Raw genomic sequence first — 20,753 nt, 5'->3', positions numbered from 1 at the left:
GATCTAGCCGATTTCGTGCCTGCATGGGGAGAAACAGATGTCAAGCGGTCCAGGTCAAGGCTACCCGGGTGGACCAGCACCACGACCCGGTCAGCCCTACGGCCAGCAGTCCCAGTATGGCCCGGTTCCCGGGCAGCAGCCCTATCCCGGCCCGCAACCACCGCCCGGCGCGCGCCCCGGTCAACCCGGTCCGCTCCCCGGTCAGCCAGGTCCGCTCCCCGGCCAGCCCGGTCCTTACCCGCAGGCATCGCCTCCCCCGCCCAAGCGCAAGCGGGGCCTGATCTTCGGCATCGCCCTGCCGCTCGTCGTCGTCGCGGCCGTGATCGCCGTAATGGTGATCCAAACCACCGGGGACAAGGGTGAGAAGGACCTCGGCTCCCACTCCCCGACCGACCCGGCCGCGGAAGGGGTCTACTGGCCCGCCGGTGAAGTGAAGCAGTACCCCGCCGCTCCGCCGGGGTTCACCCTCGGCACCACGCCGTCCGACCAGGCGCTCGCCGCCGTCGACCCGCGCCAGCTCTACTGGTCGATGCTCAAGAACCAGAGCACCAAGACCGTCACCGACTACATCCACCAGCGCTGGGCGACCTCGGCGGACTACAAGAAGACCTACCCGGAGAACGTGCAGACCAACCGGGTCGCGATCGACTACGCGAGCCGGAACTTCATCGACGAGAGCACCGCCGTCCACAAGGACAACACGGTGGACGGCGAAGTCATGCGCTGCGTCGACAAGGCCAGCCGGTTCTACTCGGACTACACCAACACGTGGAAACCGCCCGAGCCGGACGACCACGACTCCTGCGCCCGCCGCATGCAGCCGGGTCAGCTCGTCTACAACAGCTTCACCAGCGACGGCGTCGCCCCCGGGGGACTGTCGCAAGAGGACGCCGACAAGTTCATCTCCTACCTCGACGGCATCCCCGGCCTGTTCACCATGGCCAAACCGACCAAGGCACAGGGCAAGGACGGCAAGACCTACCTCCAGCTCGACGTCACCCTCGCCCCGACCAATCCGGTGAAACCGGAACTGGAGAAGGAGCACAGCGCGCGGACGGAGGACCGGCTCGGCGCCGGATTCCTCGACGCGGCCTTCCGGCAGACCGGGAAGAAGCCGGGCGACTACCCGTACAGCATCGACATCGCGCCCGTCCAGGGCCGCCAGATGCGGTACTTCATCGACCCCGCGACACTGCTGCCCGCCTACTCGGTCACGTGGGCGACCACGCCGCAAAAGCTCGACGGCACCCCGGACACGGCGACGAACTCCGAGGACTCCTACTACACCTACGAGTACACCTTCCCGCCCGCGCTCGAACCGGCCGCGATGAAGGCCGAGGGCGTGCCGAAGGTGCCGTTCCGCCCGTTCCCGTTCGACCAGGTCATCTTCAAGTAGGAGCCCGATGTCCCACGATCCAGGCCAGGGTTATCCGGGTGGGCCGCGCCCCGGTCAGCCGTACGGCCAGCAGCCCCAGTACGGCCCGCCCTCGGGCCCGATCCCCGGCCCGCAGTCCCATCCGGGTCAGCACTGGCCGCCACCGCCCCGGCCGGAGAACCCGTGGGACCAGTACCGCGCCCAGCAGGCACCCCCGCCGGGCGGCGGCAACAAACGCAAGCTCGGGCTGATGTTCGGCATCGGCATCCCGATCATCGCGGTCATCGTGCTGGTCGTGGTGCTGGTGGCCCGCGCGCCGGACCGTTCGCCGGGCGGCGGCGGTGAGACCGTGAACGCCGCCGGGGAAAAGGACCTCGGCTCCGGATCCCCCACCGACCCGGCGGGGGCGGGGGTCTACTGGCCCGCCGGTCCGCTCAAGCAGTATCCCGCCGCGCCGCAGGGATTCACCCCCGGCGCCGCGCCGTCCGACGAGGCGATCGCCGCCGTCGACCCGCGCCAGCTCTACTGGTCGATGCTCAAGAACCAGAGCACCAAGACCGTCACCGACTACATTCACCAGACCTGGCGGACCCCGTACGACTACAAGACCAACTATCCCGCCAATTCGCTCACCAGCCGGGTCGCGGTCGACTACCAGTCCCGCAAGTTCATCGACGAGTTCACCGCCGTCGAGGCCGACGGCTCGCGGAAGAAACCGGACCTCATCCGGTGCGTCGACAACGCCACCCGGAGCTATTCCGACTACTTCCACGGCTGGCAGCCGCCGAAGCAGGACTCGCGCGACAAGTGCGCGAACCGGATGCAGCCGGGCAAGTTCGTGGACAACAGCTACACCAGCGACGGCGTGGCCGCGGGCGGACTGTCGCAAGAGGACGCCGACAAGTTCATCTCCTACCTCGACGGCATCCCCGGCCTGTTCACCATGGCCAAACCGACCAAGGCACAGGGCAAGGACGGCAAGACCTACCTCCAGCTCGACGTCACGCTCGCGCCGCAGCCGCTCGTGAAACCGGGCAGGGAAAAGGAGTTCCATCCCTCGCTGGACCGGAAGATGGGCGTCGGCTTCCTGGAAGCCGCCTTCCGGCAGACCGGGAAGAAACCGGGCGACTACCCGTACAGCATCGACATCGGGGCCACCGAAGGCCGCCAGATGCGGTACTTCATCGACCCTGCGACGCTGCTGCCCGCCTACTCGGTCACGATGACGATCATCCCGCAGTTCCTCGACGGCAGGCAGGTCGGCGAAGGGTTCTCCAATGCCTACTCCCTGTTCGAATACTCGTTCCCGCAGCAGCTGGAAGAGGCCGCGATGAAAGCGGAGGGCGTGCCGACCTTCCCGTTCCGCCCGTTCCCGTTCGACCAGGTCATCCTGAAGTAGGAGCACGACGAACATGACAGCGCCGCAGCCATCGCAGTGCCAGCGTTGTGGGCAGCAGGTCCTCCCCGACCCGAGGTCTCCCGGCGTCTGGGTCGACCAGTACAACGGCCGGTTCTGCGGCGGGAACCCGCAATCGCCGCACTTCGCCACGCCGCAGGGCCCGTGGGCACCGATGCCGCCGGGAAGCGCGCCCCCGCAGGGCGGCGGCAAGAAGCCGTTGATCTTCGGCGGGATCGGGCTGGTGCTCGTGCTCGTCGTCGGGATCGTGCTCGCGCTAGTGCTGACCGACGGGTCGTCGACCGACACGAAGGCGCAGGGCAGTTCCTCCGCCGCGCCGCCGCCCCCGCCCGCGAGCAGCAGCACCGCGCCGCCCGCGGACCCGTACGCACCGGTGCCGTGCGACCCGGACAGCCCCGGGCTGAACTACTGCTTCCCGCCGAAGACCACCGGGCCCGGGTTCATGGACGTGGTGCGGAAGCGGCAGACGACGTGGAAGTGCTACAAGAACGGTGAGAAGGACAGCGCGGGCAACAACGTGGACGAGATCGAGATGTGCGACGCGTCCAACAACGTCGACCAGCCCTTCAGCAAGGACTGGTCGGTCGGCTACAACACCGACAACTTCAAGCCGAACGGCACCATGAACCAGGTGGTCGTGGTCGCGAGCACGGGCGCGCGGTCGTGGAAGAACGAGCAGACCGACAAGGGGAAGACCAGCGAGCTGGCGGTCGAGCTGATGGGCATCACCGTCGAAATGCTGTGGCCGGACAACAAGGAACTGCAGCAGGAAGCGAAGGACGCGTTCAAGGCGCTGCAGCCGAAGTGCGACGCGGGCGAAGGCGGCATGGACGGCAACAAGGCCAAGCTGAAGCTCGGCTACCAGCTGAGCTGCGGCTCGCTCACCCCGGTCACGGTCAGCGGTGACAAGGGACCGGCGACGACGTTCACCGAGACCATGCGGATCGAACTCCCCCTCGGCGGCCCGAACGGCAAGTAACCACCCGGAGTCCGGCGGCCCGGCGTGGATCGCCCCTGAAGGTGGCTTTCGGGGAACCCAGCGCCCCGAAAGCCACCTTCGGGGCATGGGCAGCCCAGCCCGCACACCCGCGAGGGCCGAGAAAGTGGCGCTAGATTCCCCGAAGGTGGCCTTCGGGGACCACACAACGCCCCCGCTCATCTCACGCGAACACCGCGACCCGCACCCGACATCACAGTGGGGCCTAAGCCGGTCCCGGCACCGGGGCGCCCTGGCAGGTTCCGGTGTTCGTGCGGCCGGTGTCGAAGAAGGTCACCGCGGTGTCCGCGCGGGGCAGCGCGGACAACGAACCGTGGACGTCGTCTTCGATCGTCATCAGGTCGCCGCCGACGCGTTCGCGCATCGCGACGGCCCAGCCGAACGGGGCGGCCGGACCGTCCAGGCCAGCCCGGCGGCGAGTGCGAACAGCACCGCGACGATGAGCAGCGCCGTGCGCAGTCCGGAAAGGACATCGCCGTCGAGCAGGCCGCCGAGCAGGGCGACCCCGCACACCGACCCGACCTGGCGCGCGGCCGTCATGACACCGGAGGCGATCCCGGTGTGCTCCGCCGGTGCCTGCTGGAGCGTGGCCGCCGCGACCGCGGGCTGCGACGCGGACTGGCACACGCCGAGCAGCACCAGCCCGATCGCGGCGAGCCAGTAGCCCGTGTGCGCACCGAGCATGGCCAGCAGCGCGCTGCCGACGGCACCGGCGAGCTGCCCGGCGACCAACGTCCCCCGTACCGCCCCGTGTGCGATGAACCGCCCCGCCACGACCGGCCCGATCATGCTGAGCACCGCGAACGGCAGCAACGCGAAGCCCGTCGCCCACGCGCTGTACCCGCGGGCGTGCTGGAAGTACAGCGACAGCACGAACATCTGGCCGTAGATCCCGACGCTGAGCACGAAGCCCACCGCGGACACCCGGCGGAACGGCGGGTGTCCGGCCAGGCCGGGCGGGAGCATCGGCGCCCGCACGCGGCGTTCGACGACCACCAGCGCCGCGGTGGCGAGCGCGGCGACGACCAGTGCCGTGACCACCGGCGCCGAGCCCCAACCCCGTTGCCCCGCCTCGGTCAACGCGATCGCGACGGCCGCGAGCGCGACGACGCCGAGCACCTGACCGGCCACGTCGAACGACCGCGCCCTCGTCCCGGTTTCCTTGGCGTTGCAGGCAAGGAGGTACCCCGCGAACGCCGCGACGGGCAGGTTGAGGAAGAAGATCACCCGCCAGCCCAGCGTGTCGACGAGCACGCCGCCCGCCAGCGGGCCGAGCACGGTCGCGGCACCGGCCACCGCGGCCCAGCGGCCGAACGCGCGAGCACGCGCCTTCGGCTCCGGGTGCAGGTGCGCGGCGAGGGACAGCGCCGTCGGCAGCATGCACGCGGCGCCGACGCCCTGCACCGCCCTGGCCGAAACCAGCGCGGCCGCCGACGGCGACAGTCCACAAGCGAGTGACGCGAGCGCGAACAGCGCCAGACCACCGAGGAAGACCTTGCGGCCGCCGAGCCGGTCGGCCATCGCACCGGCACTGAGCAGCAGCGCGGCGAAGGCGAGGTTGTAGCCGTTGACCACCCATTGCGCGGTGTCCACTGTGGCCAGCAGATCCGCCTGGATCCGCGGCGCCGCCACGTTCACGATCGTGGTGTCCAGCACGATCACGAACACTCCGAACAGGACTCCCGCGTAGGCCGCACCCGGTCGTTCTGTCGAGACGGCCTCGTCCTGCCGCGTCACCGGGGCTCGCCCTCCGGCGCGGTGGCTTCCTCGACACGGTCGAAGATCTTGTCGCTGATGCGGCGCAGTTCGTCGGCCTGGCGATCGGTCAACGCCGCGAACAGGTACTCGCGGACACTTCGCGCGTGGCGTTTCGCCGCCTTCCGCAGCGTGCGTTCGCCTTCGTCGGTGAGGTGGACCGTCGAACTGCGCCGATCCGCGGCCGAGGTCCGCTGGTGCACCAGGCCGTCTGCGGCCAGCTTGCCGACCGCGTGCGTGATGCGGCTCGGCGCCGATCGCGTGGCCGCGGCGAGATCGGTCATCCGCAGCCCCTCCGGCGCCTCGCCCAGCACGAACAGGACCTCGTAGTAGGTGCGCGGAATGCCAACGTCCCGTTTGAGATCGCAGTCGAAGTGGTTGAACAGCTCGCGGCTCATCCGGGAGAAGGCGCGGTACACCCGCTGCTCTTCCTCGGTCAGCCAGTCGAAGTCGGCCATCGTCACCCCAGTTATTCCAGTGTTGAAGTATCTAGGGGCCGAGGTTACTTCAACACTGGAATAACGGCAAGACGGGTGGCCGTGACTCTCCGAAGCGGGCCCCGCACCGGAGCTTCGCCATCCGCCACACCGTGTTCGTCCGTAGAATTCCGCTCAACCGAGGGACTGGGGAAGATCTTGGCTGCTTTGCTGATGGTGGAAGACGACGGCGAACTCGCCGAGGCGTACTCACTCGCGTTGACGGCACTGGGGCACGAAGTCCGGATCTCGGGCTCCGGTGAGGACGCACTCGACCGCGCCGCGAACTTCGACGTCGTTCTGCTCGACGTCATGCTGCCCGGGATCGACGGATTCGAGACGTGCCGGCGGCTCCGGGCGGGCAGCACGGTGCCGGTGATCCTGCTGACCGCGCGGGGCGACCCGGTGGACGTAGTGGTCGGGCTCGAAGGCGGCGCCGACGACTACGTGGTCAAACCCGTCGAGCCGAGGGTGGTCGACGCGAGGATCAAGGCGGTGCTGCGCAGGACGGTGCCGCGCGGGCCGGGTCCGGCTGTGCTGCGCGTGGGCCATCTGGTGATCGACCCCGGCGCGATGACGGTGACCGGCGACGGTCGCGAACTCGCCCTCACCGCGACCGAGCTGCGCCTGCTGCTCGAGTTCGCCGCGCACCCCGGACAGGTGCTGAACAGGCAGGTGCTACTCGAGCGAGTGTGGGACTACGGGTACGCCGGCGATTCGCGAATCGTGGACGCGACGGTCGCGCGCCTGCGGGCCAAGGTGGAGCGCGACCCGGCCAACCCCGCCGTGCTGCGGACCGCGCGCGGGCTCGGCTACCGCCTGGTGTTGCCGTGAGACTCGGACTGCGCGCCAAGATCGTGGTCACCGTCGTGGCGGTCACGCTCGCCGCGACGGCCGCGATGGCGTTCGCGGCCTACCGGATGGAATCGGCCAGCACCGAGGACAGGTTCATCTCGTCGGCACGGGACAACCTGGCCAAACGGCTGGACGACATCGACAGAGCGCGCGCGGACAGCCCCAATTCCGCGGCCGAGACCGCGAAACTGGTGCTGACCTCCTACACTCTCGGCCGCTTCGGGGTCGTCTGGATCCTGTACCAGGGCGGCAGGCCGATCTCCCCCGTCGTCGTCGGCACCTTCCTCCTGACCGATGCGACGTACCGGTTGCTGAAGGTGGACAGCCGGAGCCAGCCCGAACAGACCATCGTCGGCGACCCCGGTCACCAGTGGCTGCTGCTCGCCGGGACAGTGCGCGGCACCGACCTGGTGCTGGTGCAGTACTACCCGATGGAAGAGGTGCAGCAGGACCTCGCACGGCTGCGCTGGAACCTGGTGTACATCGGGCTCGCGCTCACCGCGCTCGCCGCCGCGATCGCCGTGCTCGCGGCGGGCCGGATCCAGCGGCCCGTCCGCCAGGTGGCGGCGGCCGCGCGGCGGCTCGGCGAGGGCGCACTCGACACGCGGGTCCCGGTGCGCGGCCGGGACGAACTGGCCGACCTGGCGACCTCGTTCAACGCGATGGCGGGCCAGGTCGGCGACTCGATCCGCCGCCAGCAGCGGTTCGCCGCGGACGTGGCCCACGACCTTCGGACTCCGATCGCGACCCTCGTCTCCGCTGCCGACCTCCTCGGCAGCGACGCGGCACTCACCAGGGAGCGCGCGGCGGATCTGGTCAGCACGCAGTCGCGACGGGCCGCGCGCCTCGTGGAGGACCTGCTGGAGATGGCGCGGTTCGACGCCGGTGCGGCCGACTTCCGCCCCGACCGGGTGGACCTGCACGCGCTCGTCCTCGACGCCGCCGAACTCCACGGCGGCACGGCGACGGTCCGGACGACGGGCGAGGTGACGCTGACCGGAGACCCCCGGCGGCTGCACACCATCGTCCGCAACCTGCTGAGCAACGCGGACCGGCATGGGCGGCCGCCGGTCACCGTCACGATCGACGGATCGGCGGCCGAGACGGTCACCGTGCGCGTAGCGGACTCGGGGCCGGGGGTCCCGGACGAACTGCTGCCGATCCTGTTCGATCGGTTCGTCCGCGGCGACCGCGCGCGCTCGGCCACCGAAGGCAGCGGTCTCGGCCTCGCGATCGCACGCGAGAACGCGGCACTTCATGGCGGCACGGTGACCGTGTCCAATAGGGACGGTGCCGTGTTCACGCTCACCGTGCCGAGGAATCAGGTCTCACCGACGGCCGTCTGACCGGGACGGAGCGTGGCACCGCAGTGCCGCCGCGGCCACTGCGCGAGCTTCCCTTCGACCTCGGGCACGGTCTCGGCGGCGTAGGCCCGAACAGCTTGGAGCCGCTCGGGCGTCCGCACCGCGTCCTTGCGGACGAAATCGCCGCCTGGCTGCCCGGCGGGGTACCGGTGGATCGGCAGGTAGTCCCGTGCCAGCCGGGGATCGGTTTCGATCCCGGTGGCCGCGCCCCAGAAAATGCGCAGGTGCACAAAAGTTGGCTTCACTTCGTCGAAGAGGTAGTCGCGCATCGGGCCCCAGTTCGCGTCGCGGGTGAACCGCGCGATCTTCGTGTCGGCGAGACCGGCCATGTCCACCAGAGCCAGCCTGCTCGTCATCGCCGAACCGCCGAGATCGGGTGCCAGCAGCGACGCCCGCCCGAGGCCGAGCAGATCCGCGTACTCGTTGAACGTACGGCCGATCCGGTCCGCGACGAAGCACATCGGGAACGTCGGCTCGGCGCGGAACCGCTCCGCCGCGCCGGCGAACGCGCTGCCGGACGGGATCAGGACGGCGACCAGCGCGGCCGACAGCACCACGCGCCCGCGCACCCGGAACCGTTCGTACGCCTTCGCCGCGGCGAGCGCGCCGATCAGCGTGCCGAGTGTCCAAACAGGAGTGGCGAACCGGAGTTCGCCCATCCAGTCCCCGGGGAGCACGATGTAGGCGGTCACCGCGAGCGCGAACGGCACCAGCAGCGCGACCAGTCCCGGCTTCGCCGACATCCGCGCCACCAGCACTGCGGACAGGAGTACGGTCAGCGCGCCCGCGTAGGTCACGAGATCGCCAACCCGGAGGGGAGCGGTGACGTCCGGCAGGCCCTGCGCCTTGACCACCACCGTGTTGGCCACCCACTGGCCGAATTCCAGCCGCCGCCAGATCAGGTAGGCACCGAACGGGAGTCCGAACGCGATGGTCGAGAAAAGTCCCTTGTGGACACTGACACGAAGGGTGTCGTGCCGCAGCTTTACGGCCAGCAGCACCGGGTAGGCGGCCGCGTAGATCATACCGTCCGGACGGGTCAGCGCCGCCGCGGCGGCGAGCAGGCCGACCGTCGCCGCGACCTTGGCGGTCAGCAGGCGGCCGTCCAGCGACGCGCGGAACAGCACCACCGCGAGCCACATCACGACGCAGGCGTAGAGCGAGTTCTCGAGACAGGAAAAGCACCAGATGACGAACGACGGGATCGCCGCGAGCACGAGTCCCGTCGCCAGCGTCACCAGCGACGGATGGCGCGCCACCTTCTTCGCCGCTTGGTGGCAGGCGACAAGAATCCCGACGCAGCACAGCATCGCGAGTGCTTTGGGAAACAGGACGTAGTCGGGGACTCCGAAGAGCGTGCCGCGGTCGAACAGGCCGAGCACCTTGCCGAGCGCGAGCAAGGCGGTCCACGTCGGATTCGAAAACCCTTCTACCGGCGGAGCACCGGGCGCGACCACCGGCCCGAGCCCGTCCGCGAAACTGCGCGCGTAGGCGAACGTGATCGCCGCGTCGTCGACCAGCCAGGAACCGTACCGCGCGCCGTGCCAGCCGATCGCGGCCACACCACCCGCGACAGCCGCGATCGGCCCGATTCCGGGGAATCTTCTGCGCTCGACCGGCGCTGCCCCGGTCGGCGCAACCGCTGGGCCCGTGAGAGTTGCTGTCACCACGTCAAGCTATTGACCGTTTGTGCGTGTTCCGTTCGTGTTCGTTGACAATCGTGTGACCGGACCGCACAAGCTCAGGTGGCCAAACCGTTCTCTTTGAGGAACTCGTCGGCGATGTCCAGCGGGTTCCGCTTCTCTTCCGAGTACTGCACGTTCAGCTCGGTCAGCTTCGCGGTGTCCAGCACGGCGGAGAGCCGGTTCAGCGCCTGCACCTCGTGGTCCGACAGGGTGCCCTTCGCCACCAGCGGCACGATGTTCTGCGCCGGGAACATCTGCTTGTCGTCGACCAGCGGCACGAACCCGTTCGCGGCGATCGTCGACGAGGTGGAGAACAGGTCCGCCACTTGGATGTCGCCGGACTTCAGCGCGGCGACGGTCACCGGGCCGCCGGTGTCGGTGGTGGTGATCGCCTTGAACTCGCAGCCGTAGAGCTGCTTGATCTTGGCCTTCCAGCGCTCGCTCCACTGGCCGGGGCCGCCGAAGGTCAGTTCGCCGCAGCGCTTCCCGAGATCGGAGAACGTCCGGATACCGGAGTCGGCCAGCTCCTTGCGGACCACGAGCAGGTCCTTGTCCTCCGCGGGTGCCTGGTCCAGCACCGCGAATCCCGGCGGGAGCTTCGCCCGCAGTGCACTGTAGACATCGGCGGGCTTGGTCGCCTGCGTGCTCTTGTCGAAGTACCGCAACAGGTTTCCGCTGTAGTCGGGCACGAGCGACAGCGATTTGTCCTGCAGCGCCTTGACCACGACCTCGCGGCCGCCGACCGGCGGGCGCACCGTGACGTTCTTGGCGCCCGCGTTGCGGAGCGCGCCCGCGTAGATCTCGGCCAGCAGTGAGCTTTCGCCGACGTCGGAGGAGCCGATGACGATCTCACCCGTCGAACCGCCCTCGGCGCCCCCTGCCAGGGGATTCCCGCACGCGGTCGCGGCGAGCGCGACGACCGCGAGCAGCGCGGTCAACACCCGGTTCTTCACTCGGCACCTCCCACGGCGACCTTCTTGCCGCTCGCGGCGGCCGCCGCGAGCCGCACCCCGCGCGGTACGAGCGCGCGCTGCACGCCCGCGAGCACGAGGTCGAGCACGATCGCGAGCAGCGCGGTCAGGATCGCGCCCGCCACCACCTCGCTGTAGTCGAGGATGGCGAGCCCGTCGAGCAGGTACCGGCCGAGGCCGCCGAGCCCGACGTAGGCCGCGACGGCCGCGGTGGCGACGAGCTGCAGCACCGCGTTGCGGACGCCGCCGAGCAGCAGCGGCAACGCGATCGGGACCTCGACCTGCCACAGCCGCTGCCATCCGGTCATGCCGACGCCCTCGGCCGCGTCGACCACGCCGTGGTCGGTCGCCTGCACCCCGGCGTAGGTCCCGGCGAGGATCGGCGGGATCGCCAGCACCACGAGCCCGATGGTGGTGACCGGCCCGCTTTCGGTGAACAGCAAGAAAAGGAACGTGATGAGCCCGAGCGTCGGCAGCGCGCGGATCGTGTTGCTCGCGCCGACGAGCACCACGCCCCCGCGGCCAGTGTGCCCGACGTAGAGCCCCAGCGGCACCGCGATGACCAGCGCGATGACCAGCGCCAGCCCGGTGTAGCCGAGGTGCTGCAGCAGGCGGTTCGGAATGCCTTCCTCGCCCTGCCAGTGCGCGGAGTCGGTGAAGTAGTCGAAGATCATGTCGCCATCTCCTTCGCCGGGGCGAGTGCCGCACCGTCCCACGGGGTCAGCAGCTTCTTCAGTCCCACCAGGAGAAGGTCGACGATGAGCGCGAGCAGCAGCGTGAGCACGATCCCGACCACGATCGGCGAAAAGTACTCGCGCTGGAAGCCGTCGGTGAACAGCACCCCGAGCCCGCCGGTCCCGATCAGCGCGCCCACGCTGACCAGGCTGATGTTGCTGACCGAGGCGACCCGCACGCCCGCCGCGAGCACCGGGACCGACAGCGGCAGCTCGACGCCGAAGAACCGGCGCGCCGGGCGGTAGCCGACGGCGGTCGCGGCGGCGACGACGTGCTGCGGCACCGCGTCGAGCGCGTCGAGCACGGGACGGACGAGCAGCGCGGTGGTGTAGATGGTCAGCGCCACGACGACGTTGACGCTGTCCAGGATCTTGGTCCCGATGACGCCGGGGATCACCACGAACAACGCCAGCGACGGAATGGTGTAGAGCAGGTTCGACACCACCATCAGCACGTTCCGCGCGGATTTGAAGCGGTTCCCGAGCCAGCCGAGCGCGATCGCCAGCACGATGCCCAGCACGAGCGGCAGCAGCGCGAGGTAGACGTGCTCACCGAGATCGGCGAACAGCTGCGCCCGGCTGTTTCCGCTGCCGAGGTAGCGGCCGAGCTCGTCGAAGAAATCACCCATGGTCGGCGCCTTGCGGATTTTCGATCACGTCCAGCACCTGGTGCGCGGTAACGGTTCCGGTGACCTTGCCGTCGCCGTCCACCACGACGCCGAGGCTCGCGGGCGAGGACAGCGCGGCGTCGAGCGCGCCGCGGATCGGGGCGCCCTCGGTGTAGAGCGAGCCGCCCGCGACGAGATCGGTCTCCGCCAGCTCTCCGTCCACAGTGGACCCGGGTGGGAGCCAGCCGCGCGGCTCGCCCGCTTCGTTCACCGCGAGCTGCCAGCCTTCGCCCTCCTCCGGCACAGCACGGCCGACCACGATCTTTTCCACCGGGCTGACCACCACGCCCGCCGAGGAAAGGAAGGAAAGGCCGCGGTAGCCCCGGTCCTTGCCGACGAACGAGGCCACGAAGTCGTCGACCGGACTGCGGAGCACCTCGGACGGCGTGCCGTACTGCGCGAGCTTCCCGCCGACGCGCATGACCGCGATCTTGTCGCCGAGCCGCACCGCTTCGTCGATGTCGTGCGTGACGAACACGATCGTCTTGCCCAGCTGCGACTGCAAGCGAAGCAGTTCGTCCTGCAGCTCCTCGCGCACGATCGGGTCGACCGCGGAGAACGGCTCGTCCATCAGCAGCACCGGCGAGTCCGCGGCGAGCGCGCGCGCCACGCCGACGCGCTGCTGCTGGCCGCCGGAAAGCTGGGCGGGGTAACGCTTCCCCAGCTCGGCCGGCAGGCCGACGACGTCGAGCAGCTCCGCCGCGCGCTTGCGCGCCTTCGCCTTGTCCCAGCCGGACAGCAGCGGCACGGTGGCCACGTTGTTCAGGACCGTCCTATGTGGAAAGAGCCCGGCGTGCTGGATGACGTAGCCGATGCCGCGGCGCAGTAGCGCCGGGTCGGAGTCACGGATGTCCTTGCCGTCGAGCAGCACGGTGCCCGAGGTCGGTTCGACCATCCGGTTGATGGTGCGCAGCGATGTCGTCTTGCCGCACCCGGACGGACCGACGAAGACGGTGATGGTGCCGTCCTCGACGGTGAGGTTCAGATCGTCGACCGCGACCGTCCCGTCCGGGTACCGCTTGGTCACGTTCTGGAACTGGATTGCCACGCGTCACTCCCCACGTAGGATCAAAAAACCGTAGCCCAGATCCCGCCGTTCGGCACTGCTTCCGGCGGATCTAAGCTCGTCTCCGATGAGCCAATTGGAGCAGGTACTGGCGAGCCACGGCGTCCACACGCGACCGCTGCGGCTCGCGGTCACCCTGCTCTGCCACGGCTGGCAGCGGTTCGACGATCTGGTCCGTACCACCGCCGCACCCCGCCGCAGCATCGAAGAACTGCTGACGGCACTGGGGGAAGACCTCGAACGCGACACGCATGCGCTGCGCATCCGCCCCGGCTCCGTGGCCCGCTACGAACGTTTTCGAACGGTCGACCCGCCGGATGCTTCGCTGGCGGAAAACCGCGAACTGCTCGCGCGTGTCGCGCGGTACGTCGACGGCGTGCCGCCGCCGCTGCCCGCGCTCGACCACGTGCAGGCGACCGCGGAAACCGTGCTGCGCAGGGCGTTGTGGCTCGACGAGCGCTACGACCTCGCCCGCACGCGGCTGCTGTTCCTCGGCGACCACGACCTGACTTCGCTCGCGGTGCGCGCGCTGCGCCCCGACGCGCGGCTGACCGTGGTCGACCTCGACGAGCGGGTCCTCGAATACCTCGATTCGGTTTCCGGGCGCACCATCACCACGGTGCACGCGGATCTGCGCGTCGGCCTGCCGCCCGCGGTCGCCGCGAGCGCGGACCTGGTGTTCAGCGATCCGCCCTACACGCCCGAAGGAATGGGCCTGTTCGCCGCGAACGGCGTGCGCGCGCTCGCGGACCCGCCGCTGGGCAGGATCGTGCTGGCCTACGGGTACAGCACCCGGCACCCGGCGCTCGGCGCGCAGGTGCAGCGCGAACTCGCGTCGCTCGGGCTCACCTTCGAAGCGATTTTGCCCGATTTCCACCGCTATCACGGCGCCGAAGCGATCGGCAGCGCGGCGGACCTCTACGTGTGCCAGCCGACCGCGCGCGCGAAGAAGGTCAAAGCCAGGAAAGGCGGGATCTACACGCACGGCCCGCAGTCGGTGGAAACGCGCGGCACGCGTCCCGCACTGCTCGCGAAGCTGACCGAAATCGCCGGTGCGGGCGCGGAAATCCGCGCCGCCGACTGGTCGGCGTCCGGCGCGCCCGCTTCCGCCGTCGCCGTCGATCTCACCGCCGATCCCGGCCCGTGGCTGCTGCGCGTGCTGCTGGCGACGAACGCGGACCGGCTCGCCGTGCTCGTGCCGAACGCGCACCCCGATCTCGGCGACGCCGAAGCGCAAGCGTCGCTGAGCGCGCTCGTCGCGGGCAAGTACCGGCTGCGGTTCCTGCGCAGCACCCCGGACAACAAGCACGCCGTCGTCGTCGCCACCGCCGTCGAGTCGCCAGTGGACCTGTTACTGAAGGCGCACGCGCGGCTCGGGAACGTCCTCACCGACCGCTTTTCGGACGTGCACGCCTACCGGCTCATCGACCTGCCCCGGCACCGGATCGCCGCCCTCGTCTCCGAACTGTGAACCCTGGCCCGAAAGATGCTCCTGATAGAGGTCGGGCCGCGGGTGCCGCCGAAGGCTCCTCTTGGGGCGTTGAGCGTCCCGATCTCGGCCCTCGTGGCGGGCTGCCGCCCTGGCGTCTGTCCCCGAAGGTGGCCTTCGGGGCGGTAGACGCCGCGAACTCGACCCTCGCGCCGCACTCCCGCCCGCCGCACGACCACACAGCAGGCCTTCGCGTGCCCCGAAGTGGCCTTCGGGGCATGCAGGTCCCCGAAAGCCGGGGCATGGACACGTCGCGGCAAAGGAAAAGTGCCCGGGACTCCATGGGAATCCCGGGCACCAAAGCCGAAAAGCTACTGCTGCGCGACGCCGTCGTTGGCGGCCGCCTTCGCCACCGCGGCGGCGACCTCGGGTGCCACGCGCGGGTCGAGCGCGCTCGGCACGATCCGGTCCGGGCCGAGGTCGTCGGAAGCCACCGCGACGATCGCGTCCGCCGCGGCCAGCTTCATGTTCTCCGTGATCGCCCGCGCGCCCGCGTCGAGCGCGCCGCGGAAGACGCCGGGGAACGCCAGCACGTTGTTGATCTGGTTCGGGAAGTCGCTGCGGCCGGTGGCCACGATCCGCGCGTACTTCGCGGCGACCTCCGGGTGCACCTCCGGGTCCGGATTGGACAGCGCGAACACGATCGCGTCGTCGGCCATGGCGCCGAGCAGCGATTCGTCGATCGTGGCGCCGGAGAGGCCGAGGAACACGTCGGCGCCGCGCAGCGCTTCGGCGAGCCCGCCGGTCAGCCCGGAAGAGTTCGTGGTCGCGGCGAGCTGCTCCTTGATCGGGTTCAGCCCGGCGCGCCCGGCGTGGATGATGCCCTTCGAGTCGAGCACGGTGACATCGGCCACGCCCGCCGCCTGCAGGATCCTGGCGCACGCGACCCCGGCCGCGCCCGCGCCCGAAATGACCACGCGCTCGGCGGCGATGTCGCGGTCGAGCACCAGGTTCGCCCCGCGCAGCGCCGCGAGCGCGACGATCGCGGTGCCGTGCTGGTCGTCGTGCATGACCGGGCAGTCGAGCGCTTCCTTGAGCTTGTCCTCCAGCTCGAAGCACCGCGGCGCCGAGATGTCCTCGAGGTTCACCGCGCCGAACGACGGCCGCAGCCGGACCAGCGTCTCGACGATCTCGTCGACGTCGGTGGTGTCGAGCACCAGCGGGATCGAGTCAAGCCCGCCGAAGGTCTTGAACAGCACCGCCTTGCCCTCCATCACCGGCAGCGACGCGCTGGCGCCGATGTCGCCGAGGCCGAGCACCGCGGTGCCGTCGCTGACGACGGCCACCAGCCGGTCGGCCCAGGTGTAGCGCTGCGCGAGCACGGCGTCGGAGGCGATGGCGCGGCTGACCTTCGCCACGCCGGGCGTGTAGGCGATCGACAGGTCGCGGGGGTCCGCGATCGGCCGGGTCGCCGCCACCGAGAGCTTGCCGCCCTCGTGGCCACCGAAGATCTCCTCGTCGGTCACCGGCGCGGCGGTGTCGTTCATGCGGCTTCCCGTCATAGGTGCTTGCGTCACTTCGTTCTCCCAGGGCTGCGGGCGGGGGCGCCGGGGACACCGGTGTCCTCGGCAGTTCTCCTCCAGCGCGGCAGCCCAGCGCGGTAGCGCCGGCCTGTCGGCGAGGCGTCCAGTCCGGTCATCGGAGCCTGTGGTGGGGACGATGGCCGTGGACGCGGCGGTCCGGCCATTGTGGCAGGCTCCCCGACCGCCCGTGGCCCTTGGTGCGGTTGATGTCACAGATCTAGGGGTTTACCGGTATTACCAAGACGTCCGTTCGGCTTGGGAGCTTCCCGATAGAGTGGGGCGATGCACGTACGCCCCCTGTCGGTTTCCGGTTGCCACGAATTCACCCCGCGGGTGTTTCCCGATCACCGAGGCCTTTTCGTCGCGCCATTTCAGGAATCGGCGCTGACCGAGACGCTCGGGCACCCGCTCCACCTCGCGCAGACGAACCACAGCCGTTCCCGCCGCGGCACCATTCGCGGCCTGCACTTCGCCGACACGCCGCCCGGCCAGGCCAAGTACGTCTACTGCTCGAGCGGGTCGATGATCGACATCGTGGTCGACGTGCGGGTCGGCTCGCCGACCTTCGGCCAGTGGGACTCGGTCCGGCTCGACACGGTCGACTACCGCGCCATCTACGTCGCGGAGGGGATCGCGCACGGGTTCGTGGCGCTCGAGGACGACACCGCGATGACCTACCTGTGCTCCACCGGCTACAACCCGGGCGGCGAACACGGCATCACCCCGTTCGACGAGTCGCTGAACCTGCCGTGGCCGACGGCGTTCGAGCACGTTCTGTCCGAAAAGGACAGAACAGCGCCGACGCTGGCGGAGGCGGAGAAGGCGGGCATCCTGCCGAAGTACGAGGACTGCCTCGCGCACTACGAAGCGCTGCGCGCCGCCGCGGGCTGACGCCGGAACAGGAACGCGAGCGGCACCAGCGCGACGAGCCCGGACAGCACCGCGACCACCGGGTACCCGCCCCAGCCGAACACGGGCCCGGCGAGCAGGCTCGCCACCCCCGCGCCGCCCCACACCAGCGCGTCGACGGCACCCTGCGACCTGGCGCGCTCCTCGGGCGCCAGCACGGTGCCGAGCAGCGCGCTGCCCCCGACGAACATCAGGTTCCAGCCGTAGCCGAGCAGGAACATCGCCACCGGGACACCGGAGCGGTGCGCCTCCGGCGCGGCCGTCGCGAGCGCCGCCGCCATCGCGAGCACGCCGATGCCCGCGACGATCGCGATCCGCGCGCCCCACCGGTCCACTACCTTGCCCGAAAGCGGCGCCAGCGCGAACATCCCGATCAGGTGCGCGGCGAGCACCCAGCCGACCGTGCTCAGATCGTGGCCGTGCTCGTGGAGCTGCAGCGGGGTCATCGTCATCAGGGTGACCATCGCCAGGTGCGCGGCCACCATCGCGGTCAGCGGCACGCGGACCTCGCGGCGGCGCAGCGCGCCGAATCCGCCGTGCGACCGGGCGGTCGTGCCGGTCAGCGCACGCGCTCGCGGCAGGAGCGCGGTGAACGCGACCGCCGCGAGCGTCACCAGCACCGCCACCACGACCGGCCCGGACAGCGACGGCAGGCCGTTCGCCGCCGCCGCGCCCGCGGCCGGGTCCAGCACCACCGGCCCGGCCAGCGCGCCCGCGGTCCCCGCCCACACCACCATCGCCAGGCCGGTGCCCTGCCTGCCGTCGGGGTACAGCTCGGCCGCGGCGTAGCGGGACAGCTGGGCGCCCGCGTTGCCGACGCCCAGCAGCACCATGCCGGCCAGCAGCACCAGCAGGCTCGTGGTGAGCGCGCCGGCGACGGTGATCAGCGCGCCGAGCACCGCGGTGGAAAACGTCCTGAACAGCGCGGCGCGCCTGCCGACGCGGGCGGTGAGCCGTCCGGACAGCAGCGCGCCGGTCGCCGTGCCGAGCACCCCCGCCGCGTTCGGCAGGCCGCTGAACCCCGGCCCGGCTTCGTCACTGGCGATCAGCGACCCAGCCGTGGTCGCGGCGAGCATCGCGGTGTTCATCATCGTCACGCCCGCGCACAGCGCGAAAACCGCGCGGCGACGGACCGGAACGGGCACGGGAAGGGCCACCGGCGGGGACACTGGCGAGGTCATGACCGAAAAGGCTAGAAGGATCAGGGACCGGATCGAAGGGGCGAAGACCATCGGTTCACCCGTCCCCGCTTACCGTTCGCAACGCATTCACCGGGAAGGACCTTCAGCATGGAAAGACCCCTGGACGACACCGACTGGCGCATCCTCGCGGAGCTGCAGGCCGACGGCAGGCTGTCCTACTCCGAACTGGGCAGGCGGATCTCGCTCTCGCCGCCGTCGGTCGCCGAACGCGTGCGGCGGCTGGAGGAAGCCGGGGTGATCAGCGCCTACCGTGCCGAGGTCGACGCCCGCCGCGCCGGGTACCCGTTCGTCGCGTTCGTGGAACTGCAGTGCGCCCCGAACCGGTGCCTGCTGAAGACCAGCGTCTCCGGCGACTACCCCGAGGTGGTCGAGGTGCACAAGCTCAGCGGCGACCACTGCACGATGCTGCGGGTGCGCGCGGCCTCGCTCGACCACCTCGAAGGCATCTTCGAGCGCATCGGAAAGCACGGGGAGATCCGCACGTCGATGGTGCTTTCGACGCAGTACGAGGACCGCCCCGTCGAACCGGTGGCCGCCGAGTACCTGCGCGCCACCCCGAGTGAGGGCTGGCGCAAGCGCTAGCGGAGGACGTCTTCGGCCAGTACGCGGTCGATGTTGCGCTCGGCCAGCGCGGTGATGGTGACGAACGGGTTCACCCCGGTGCTGCCGGGGATCAGCGAGCCGTCAGTGACGTACAGGTTCGGCGCGCCCTTGACCCTGCCGTGCGGATCGGTGGCCTTGCCCAGCACCGCGCCGCCGAGCGGGTGGTAGGTGAACCGGTTCTCGAACGGCCGCGTGTCGCCGAACAGGTCGCGCCGGTAGATCGTCCGGTTCGCCCTGTTGATCTTGTCGAACAGCGCCTTCGCCGCGTCGATCGACGGCTGGCCCTGGTCGACCGTCCACGACAGCTTGGCCGAATCGCTCGCGGGGTCGTAGCGGAACCGGCCGCGCTCGGGGTTCTTCGTGATCGCGAGGTACAGGCTCACCCAGGTTTCGAGCCCGGCGGGCACCGGCGCGATCTCGGCGAACACCGGGTGCTCCGGATCGTCCCAGTTGTCGATGCCCAGCGCGGGCATGCCGGACTGCAGGCTGCCGGTGGTGTCCCAGACGTGGTTCGCGCGGCCCAGCATGACGTTGCCGTTGGTGCCCCAGCCCTCGCCGACCTCTTCGGACAGTTCCGGCAGCCGCCCGGTTTCGCGGGCGCGCAGCAGCAGTTCCGTGGTGCCGAGGCTGCCCGCGCCGAGGAACAGGTGCTTCGCGCCGATGTGCCTGGTCGCGAGCACCGTGCCGTCGGCGTCGCTCTCGCGGACGACGAGGGTGTAGGTGCCGTCGGGCTGGCGCAGGATCTCCCGGACCTCGTGCAGCGTGTGGATCCGCACGTGCCCGGTGCCCAGCGCCGCCGCGAGGTAGGTCTTGTCGAGCGAGCGCTTGCCGTGGTTGTTGCCGTAGATGACCTCCGACGCGAGCGCCGAGCGCGGCACGGTGCCCGCCTCTTCCGCCTTCAGGTACTCGAAGTCGTAGACGCTCGGCACGAACGCGGTCTTGAACCCCGCCTTCGCCGCCGCCTTCCGCGAAACCCTGGCGTAGCCGTACGAACGGCATTTCTCGAACCACGCCCTGTCCACCTGGTTCATGCCGAGCGCGGCGTTGGCGCGCGGGAAGTACCTGCCGTACATCTCGTCCGCGTCGACCTCGGGCAGGATCTCCTCGAAGTAGTCGCGCCGCGGGGTCACGGCCATCGCGCCGTTCACCAGCGAGCCGCCGCCGACACCGCGCCCGAGGTAGACCGACATGTCACCGAAGTGCACGCGGTCGAGCACGCCCGCGTGCCTGCGGATGTCGTGGTTCGCCAGGTCGAGCCACAGGAACGAGGCCAGCGGCGCCTCGGTGCGGTCCTTGAACCACATCGACCGCTCGTCGGGCGAGAGCATCGGGCAGAAGACCTTGCCGTCGGTGCCCGCGGTGTCCCAGAGCTGCCCCATTTCGAGCATGACCGTGGGCACGCCCGCCTCCCCTAACCGCAACGCGGTCGCCGCGGCGCCGTACCCGGTGCCGATCACGACGGCGGGGGAAAACTCGGGCAGCGACGCCGTTTTCTCGTTGGCGCGCGCGGCGGGGACCGAAATGGACGTCAGTCCGAGCGCGGCGGCCGAATTGAGCGCGGCGAGGCCGAGGAAACGCCTGCGGGAGAAGGGGGAGGGCATGCGACGCATGCTGCAAGCCCGTTTTCCCACTGGCAAGAGCGAACACGAAACCCATTCACGCCA

General features: G+C 70.1%; 19 protein-coding genes. 8 read left to right on the top strand and 11 right to left on the bottom strand.

Features of this window, described 5'->3' with window-relative positions; all coding sequences use genetic code 11:
- Positions 1-37: 37 nt before the first annotated feature.
- From HUW46_RS28915 to HUW46_RS28905, 3 genes are read left to right on the top strand one after another with little or no spacing between them, the layout of a single operon-like run.
- Positions 38-1,396, top strand: coding sequence for a hypothetical protein (locus tag HUW46_RS28915; protein WP_215541934.1), 1,359 nt, complete (start codon positions 38-40; stop codon positions 1,394-1,396).
- 7 nt (positions 1,397-1,403) lie between these two features.
- A complete protein-coding gene (locus HUW46_RS28910) occupies positions 1,404-2,774 on the top strand; it encodes a hypothetical protein (RefSeq protein ID WP_215541933.1) in 1,371 nt (456 codons plus the stop codon).
- A 13-nt stretch (positions 2,775-2,787) separates the two neighbouring features.
- Positions 2,788-3,771, top strand: a complete 984-nt coding sequence (locus HUW46_RS28905) for a hypothetical protein (RefSeq protein WP_215541932.1) — start codon at positions 2,788-2,790, stop codon at positions 3,769-3,771.
- Positions 3,772-3,994: 223 nt separating this feature from the next.
- Here HUW46_RS28905 and HUW46_RS48805 read toward each other — a convergent pair whose 3' ends face one another.
- Genes HUW46_RS48805 through HUW46_RS28895 form a run of 3 tightly spaced genes read right to left on the bottom strand, consistent with a single transcriptional unit; the run spans position 3,995 to position 6,002 of the window.
- Positions 3,995-4,126, bottom strand: a complete 132-nt coding sequence (locus HUW46_RS48805; RefSeq protein ID WP_256451386.1) for a hypothetical protein — start codon at positions 4,124-4,126, stop codon at positions 3,995-3,997.
- Positions 4,126-5,526, bottom strand: coding sequence for an MFS transporter (locus HUW46_RS28900; protein ID WP_215541931.1), 1,401 nt, complete (start codon positions 5,524-5,526; stop codon positions 4,126-4,128). Before HUW46_RS28900 ends, HUW46_RS48805 begins: the two co-directional genes overlap by 1 nt.
- Positions 5,523-6,002, bottom strand: coding sequence for a MarR family winged helix-turn-helix transcriptional regulator (locus HUW46_RS28895; RefSeq protein ID WP_254126652.1), 480 nt, complete (start codon positions 6,000-6,002; stop codon positions 5,523-5,525). The genes HUW46_RS28900 and HUW46_RS28895 overlap by 4 nt, the downstream gene beginning before the upstream one ends.
- A gap of 177 nt (positions 6,003-6,179) precedes the next feature.
- Here HUW46_RS28895 and HUW46_RS28890 point away from each other — a divergent pair, with 177 nt between their 5' ends.
- A complete protein-coding gene (locus tag HUW46_RS28890; protein WP_215541929.1) occupies positions 6,180-6,854 on the top strand; it encodes a response regulator transcription factor in 675 nt (224 codons plus the stop codon).
- Positions 6,851-8,221, top strand: coding sequence for a HAMP domain-containing sensor histidine kinase (locus tag HUW46_RS28885; RefSeq protein WP_254124992.1), 1,371 nt, complete (start codon positions 6,851-6,853; stop codon positions 8,219-8,221). The genes HUW46_RS28890 and HUW46_RS28885 overlap by 4 nt, the downstream gene beginning before the upstream one ends.
- On the opposite strand, the gene HUW46_RS28880 is transcribed toward HUW46_RS28885, so the two are convergent.
- The 5 genes from HUW46_RS28880 to HUW46_RS28860 all read right to left on the bottom strand — a co-directional run bounded on the left by HUW46_RS28880 (position 8,197) and on the right by HUW46_RS28860 (position 13,345).
- The gene (locus HUW46_RS28880; protein WP_254124990.1) at positions 8,197-9,906 is read right to left on the bottom strand and encodes a hypothetical protein; all 1,710 of its coding nucleotides are present in this window, start codon (positions 9,904-9,906) and stop codon (positions 8,197-8,199) included. The two genes, HUW46_RS28885 and HUW46_RS28880, sit on opposite strands and share 25 nt — an antisense overlap.
- Positions 9,907-9,980: 74 nt before the next feature.
- Positions 9,981-10,862: an ABC transporter substrate-binding protein gene (locus tag HUW46_RS28875; RefSeq protein WP_215550178.1), complete on the bottom strand. Its 882-nt coding sequence runs from the start codon at positions 10,860-10,862 to the stop codon at positions 9,981-9,983.
- An 11-nt stretch (positions 10,863-10,873) separates the two neighbouring features.
- Positions 10,874-11,569 carry an ABC transporter permease gene (locus tag HUW46_RS28870; RefSeq protein ID WP_215541928.1) on the bottom strand — a complete coding sequence of 232 codons (696 nt, stop codon included), beginning with the start codon at positions 11,567-11,569 and terminating at the stop codon, positions 10,874-10,876.
- On the bottom strand, positions 11,566-12,258 hold the full coding sequence (locus HUW46_RS28865; protein ID WP_215541927.1) for an ABC transporter permease: 693 nt from the start codon (positions 12,256-12,258) through the stop codon (positions 11,566-11,568). The genes HUW46_RS28870 and HUW46_RS28865 overlap by 4 nt, the downstream gene beginning before the upstream one ends.
- Entirely contained in the window at positions 12,251-13,345 is a 1,095-nt protein-coding gene (locus HUW46_RS28860) for an ABC transporter ATP-binding protein (RefSeq protein WP_215541926.1), read from the bottom strand. Before HUW46_RS28860 ends, HUW46_RS28865 begins: the two co-directional genes overlap by 8 nt.
- An 85-nt stretch (positions 13,346-13,430) precedes the next feature.
- Between HUW46_RS28860 and HUW46_RS28855 the strand changes: the two genes are divergently transcribed.
- Positions 13,431-14,834, top strand: coding sequence for a bis-aminopropyl spermidine synthase family protein (locus HUW46_RS28855; RefSeq protein WP_215541925.1), 1,404 nt, complete (start codon positions 13,431-13,433; stop codon positions 14,832-14,834).
- A 329-nt stretch (positions 14,835-15,163) separates the two neighbouring features.
- Here the strand turns inward: HUW46_RS28855 and HUW46_RS28850 are convergent, their stop codons facing one another.
- Positions 15,164-16,339: an NAD(P)-dependent malic enzyme gene (locus HUW46_RS28850; protein WP_215541924.1), complete on the bottom strand. Its 1,176-nt coding sequence runs from the start codon at positions 16,337-16,339 to the stop codon at positions 15,164-15,166.
- Between the two features lie 318 nt (positions 16,340-16,657).
- Here HUW46_RS28850 and HUW46_RS28845 point away from each other — a divergent pair, with 318 nt between their 5' ends.
- On the top strand, positions 16,658-17,266 hold the full coding sequence (locus HUW46_RS28845; RefSeq protein ID WP_215541923.1) for a dTDP-4-dehydrorhamnose 3,5-epimerase family protein: 609 nt from the start codon (positions 16,658-16,660) through the stop codon (positions 17,264-17,266).
- On the opposite strand, the gene HUW46_RS28840 is transcribed toward HUW46_RS28845, so the two are convergent.
- Positions 17,236-18,465, bottom strand: coding sequence for an MFS transporter (locus HUW46_RS28840; protein WP_215541922.1), 1,230 nt, complete (start codon positions 18,463-18,465; stop codon positions 17,236-17,238). The genes HUW46_RS28845 and HUW46_RS28840 overlap by 31 nt on opposite strands.
- A 108-nt stretch (positions 18,466-18,573) precedes the next feature.
- On the opposite strand from HUW46_RS28840, the gene HUW46_RS28835 reads away from it, so the two are divergent.
- Positions 18,574-19,068 (top strand): Lrp/AsnC family transcriptional regulator, encoded by a 495-nt coding sequence (locus HUW46_RS28835; RefSeq protein ID WP_215541921.1) that lies wholly within the window; start codon positions 18,574-18,576, stop codon positions 19,066-19,068.
- Here the strand turns inward: HUW46_RS28835 and HUW46_RS28830 are convergent.
- A complete protein-coding gene (locus HUW46_RS28830; protein ID WP_215541920.1) occupies positions 19,065-20,699 on the bottom strand; it encodes a GMC oxidoreductase in 1,635 nt (544 codons plus the stop codon). The two genes, HUW46_RS28835 and HUW46_RS28830, sit on opposite strands and share 4 nt — an antisense overlap.
- Between the last annotated feature and the right edge of the window lie 54 nt (positions 20,700-20,753).

The organism is Amycolatopsis sp. CA-230715 (genome assembly GCF_018736145.1).
Lineage (GTDB): Bacteria > Actinomycetota > Actinomycetes > Mycobacteriales > Pseudonocardiaceae > Amycolatopsis.
Note: the sequence above shows the minus strand (reverse complement) of the source record. Positions and strands in the feature narration are given on the sequence as shown.

What these genes read in the sequence shown, in the direction of transcription:
- HUW46_RS28830 (WP_215541920.1), bottom strand. Translation starts at nt 20,699, where the DNA reads ATGCGTCGCATGCCCTCCCCCTTCTCCCGCAGGCGTTTCCTCGGCCTC.
- HUW46_RS28870 (WP_215541928.1), bottom strand. Translation starts at nt 11,569, where the DNA reads ATGATCTTCGACTACTTCACCGACTCCGCGCACTGGCAGGGCGAGGAA.
- HUW46_RS28865 (WP_215541927.1), bottom strand. Translation starts at nt 12,258, where the DNA reads ATGGGTGATTTCTTCGACGAGCTCGGCCGCTACCTCGGCAGCGGAAAC.
- HUW46_RS28835 (WP_215541921.1), top strand. Translation starts at nt 18,574, where the DNA reads ATGGAAAGACCCCTGGACGACACCGACTGGCGCATCCTCGCGGAGCTG.
- HUW46_RS28910 (WP_215541933.1), top strand. Translation starts at nt 1,404, where the DNA reads ATGTCCCACGATCCAGGCCAGGGTTATCCGGGTGGGCCGCGCCCCGGT.
- HUW46_RS28915 (WP_215541934.1), top strand. Translation starts at nt 38, where the DNA reads ATGTCAAGCGGTCCAGGTCAAGGCTACCCGGGTGGACCAGCACCACGA.
- HUW46_RS28855 (WP_215541925.1), top strand. Translation starts at nt 13,431, where the DNA reads ATGAGCCAATTGGAGCAGGTACTGGCGAGCCACGGCGTCCACACGCGA.
- HUW46_RS28895 (WP_254126652.1), bottom strand. Translation starts at nt 6,002, where the DNA reads ATGGCCGACTTCGACTGGCTGACCGAGGAAGAGCAGCGGGTGTACCGC.
- HUW46_RS48805 (WP_256451386.1), bottom strand. Translation starts at nt 4,126, where the DNA reads ATGACGATCGAAGACGACGTCCACGGTTCGTTGTCCGCGCTGCCCCGC.
- HUW46_RS28850 (WP_215541924.1), bottom strand. Translation starts at nt 16,339, where the DNA reads ATGAACGACACCGCCGCGCCGGTGACCGACGAGGAGATCTTCGGTGGC.
- HUW46_RS28845 (WP_215541923.1), top strand. Translation starts at nt 16,658, where the DNA reads ATGCACGTACGCCCCCTGTCGGTTTCCGGTTGCCACGAATTCACCCCG.
- HUW46_RS28840 (WP_215541922.1), bottom strand. Translation starts at nt 18,465, where the DNA reads ATGACCTCGCCAGTGTCCCCGCCGGTGGCCCTTCCCGTGCCCGTTCCG.
- HUW46_RS28905 (WP_215541932.1), top strand. Translation starts at nt 2,788, where the DNA reads ATGACAGCGCCGCAGCCATCGCAGTGCCAGCGTTGTGGGCAGCAGGTC.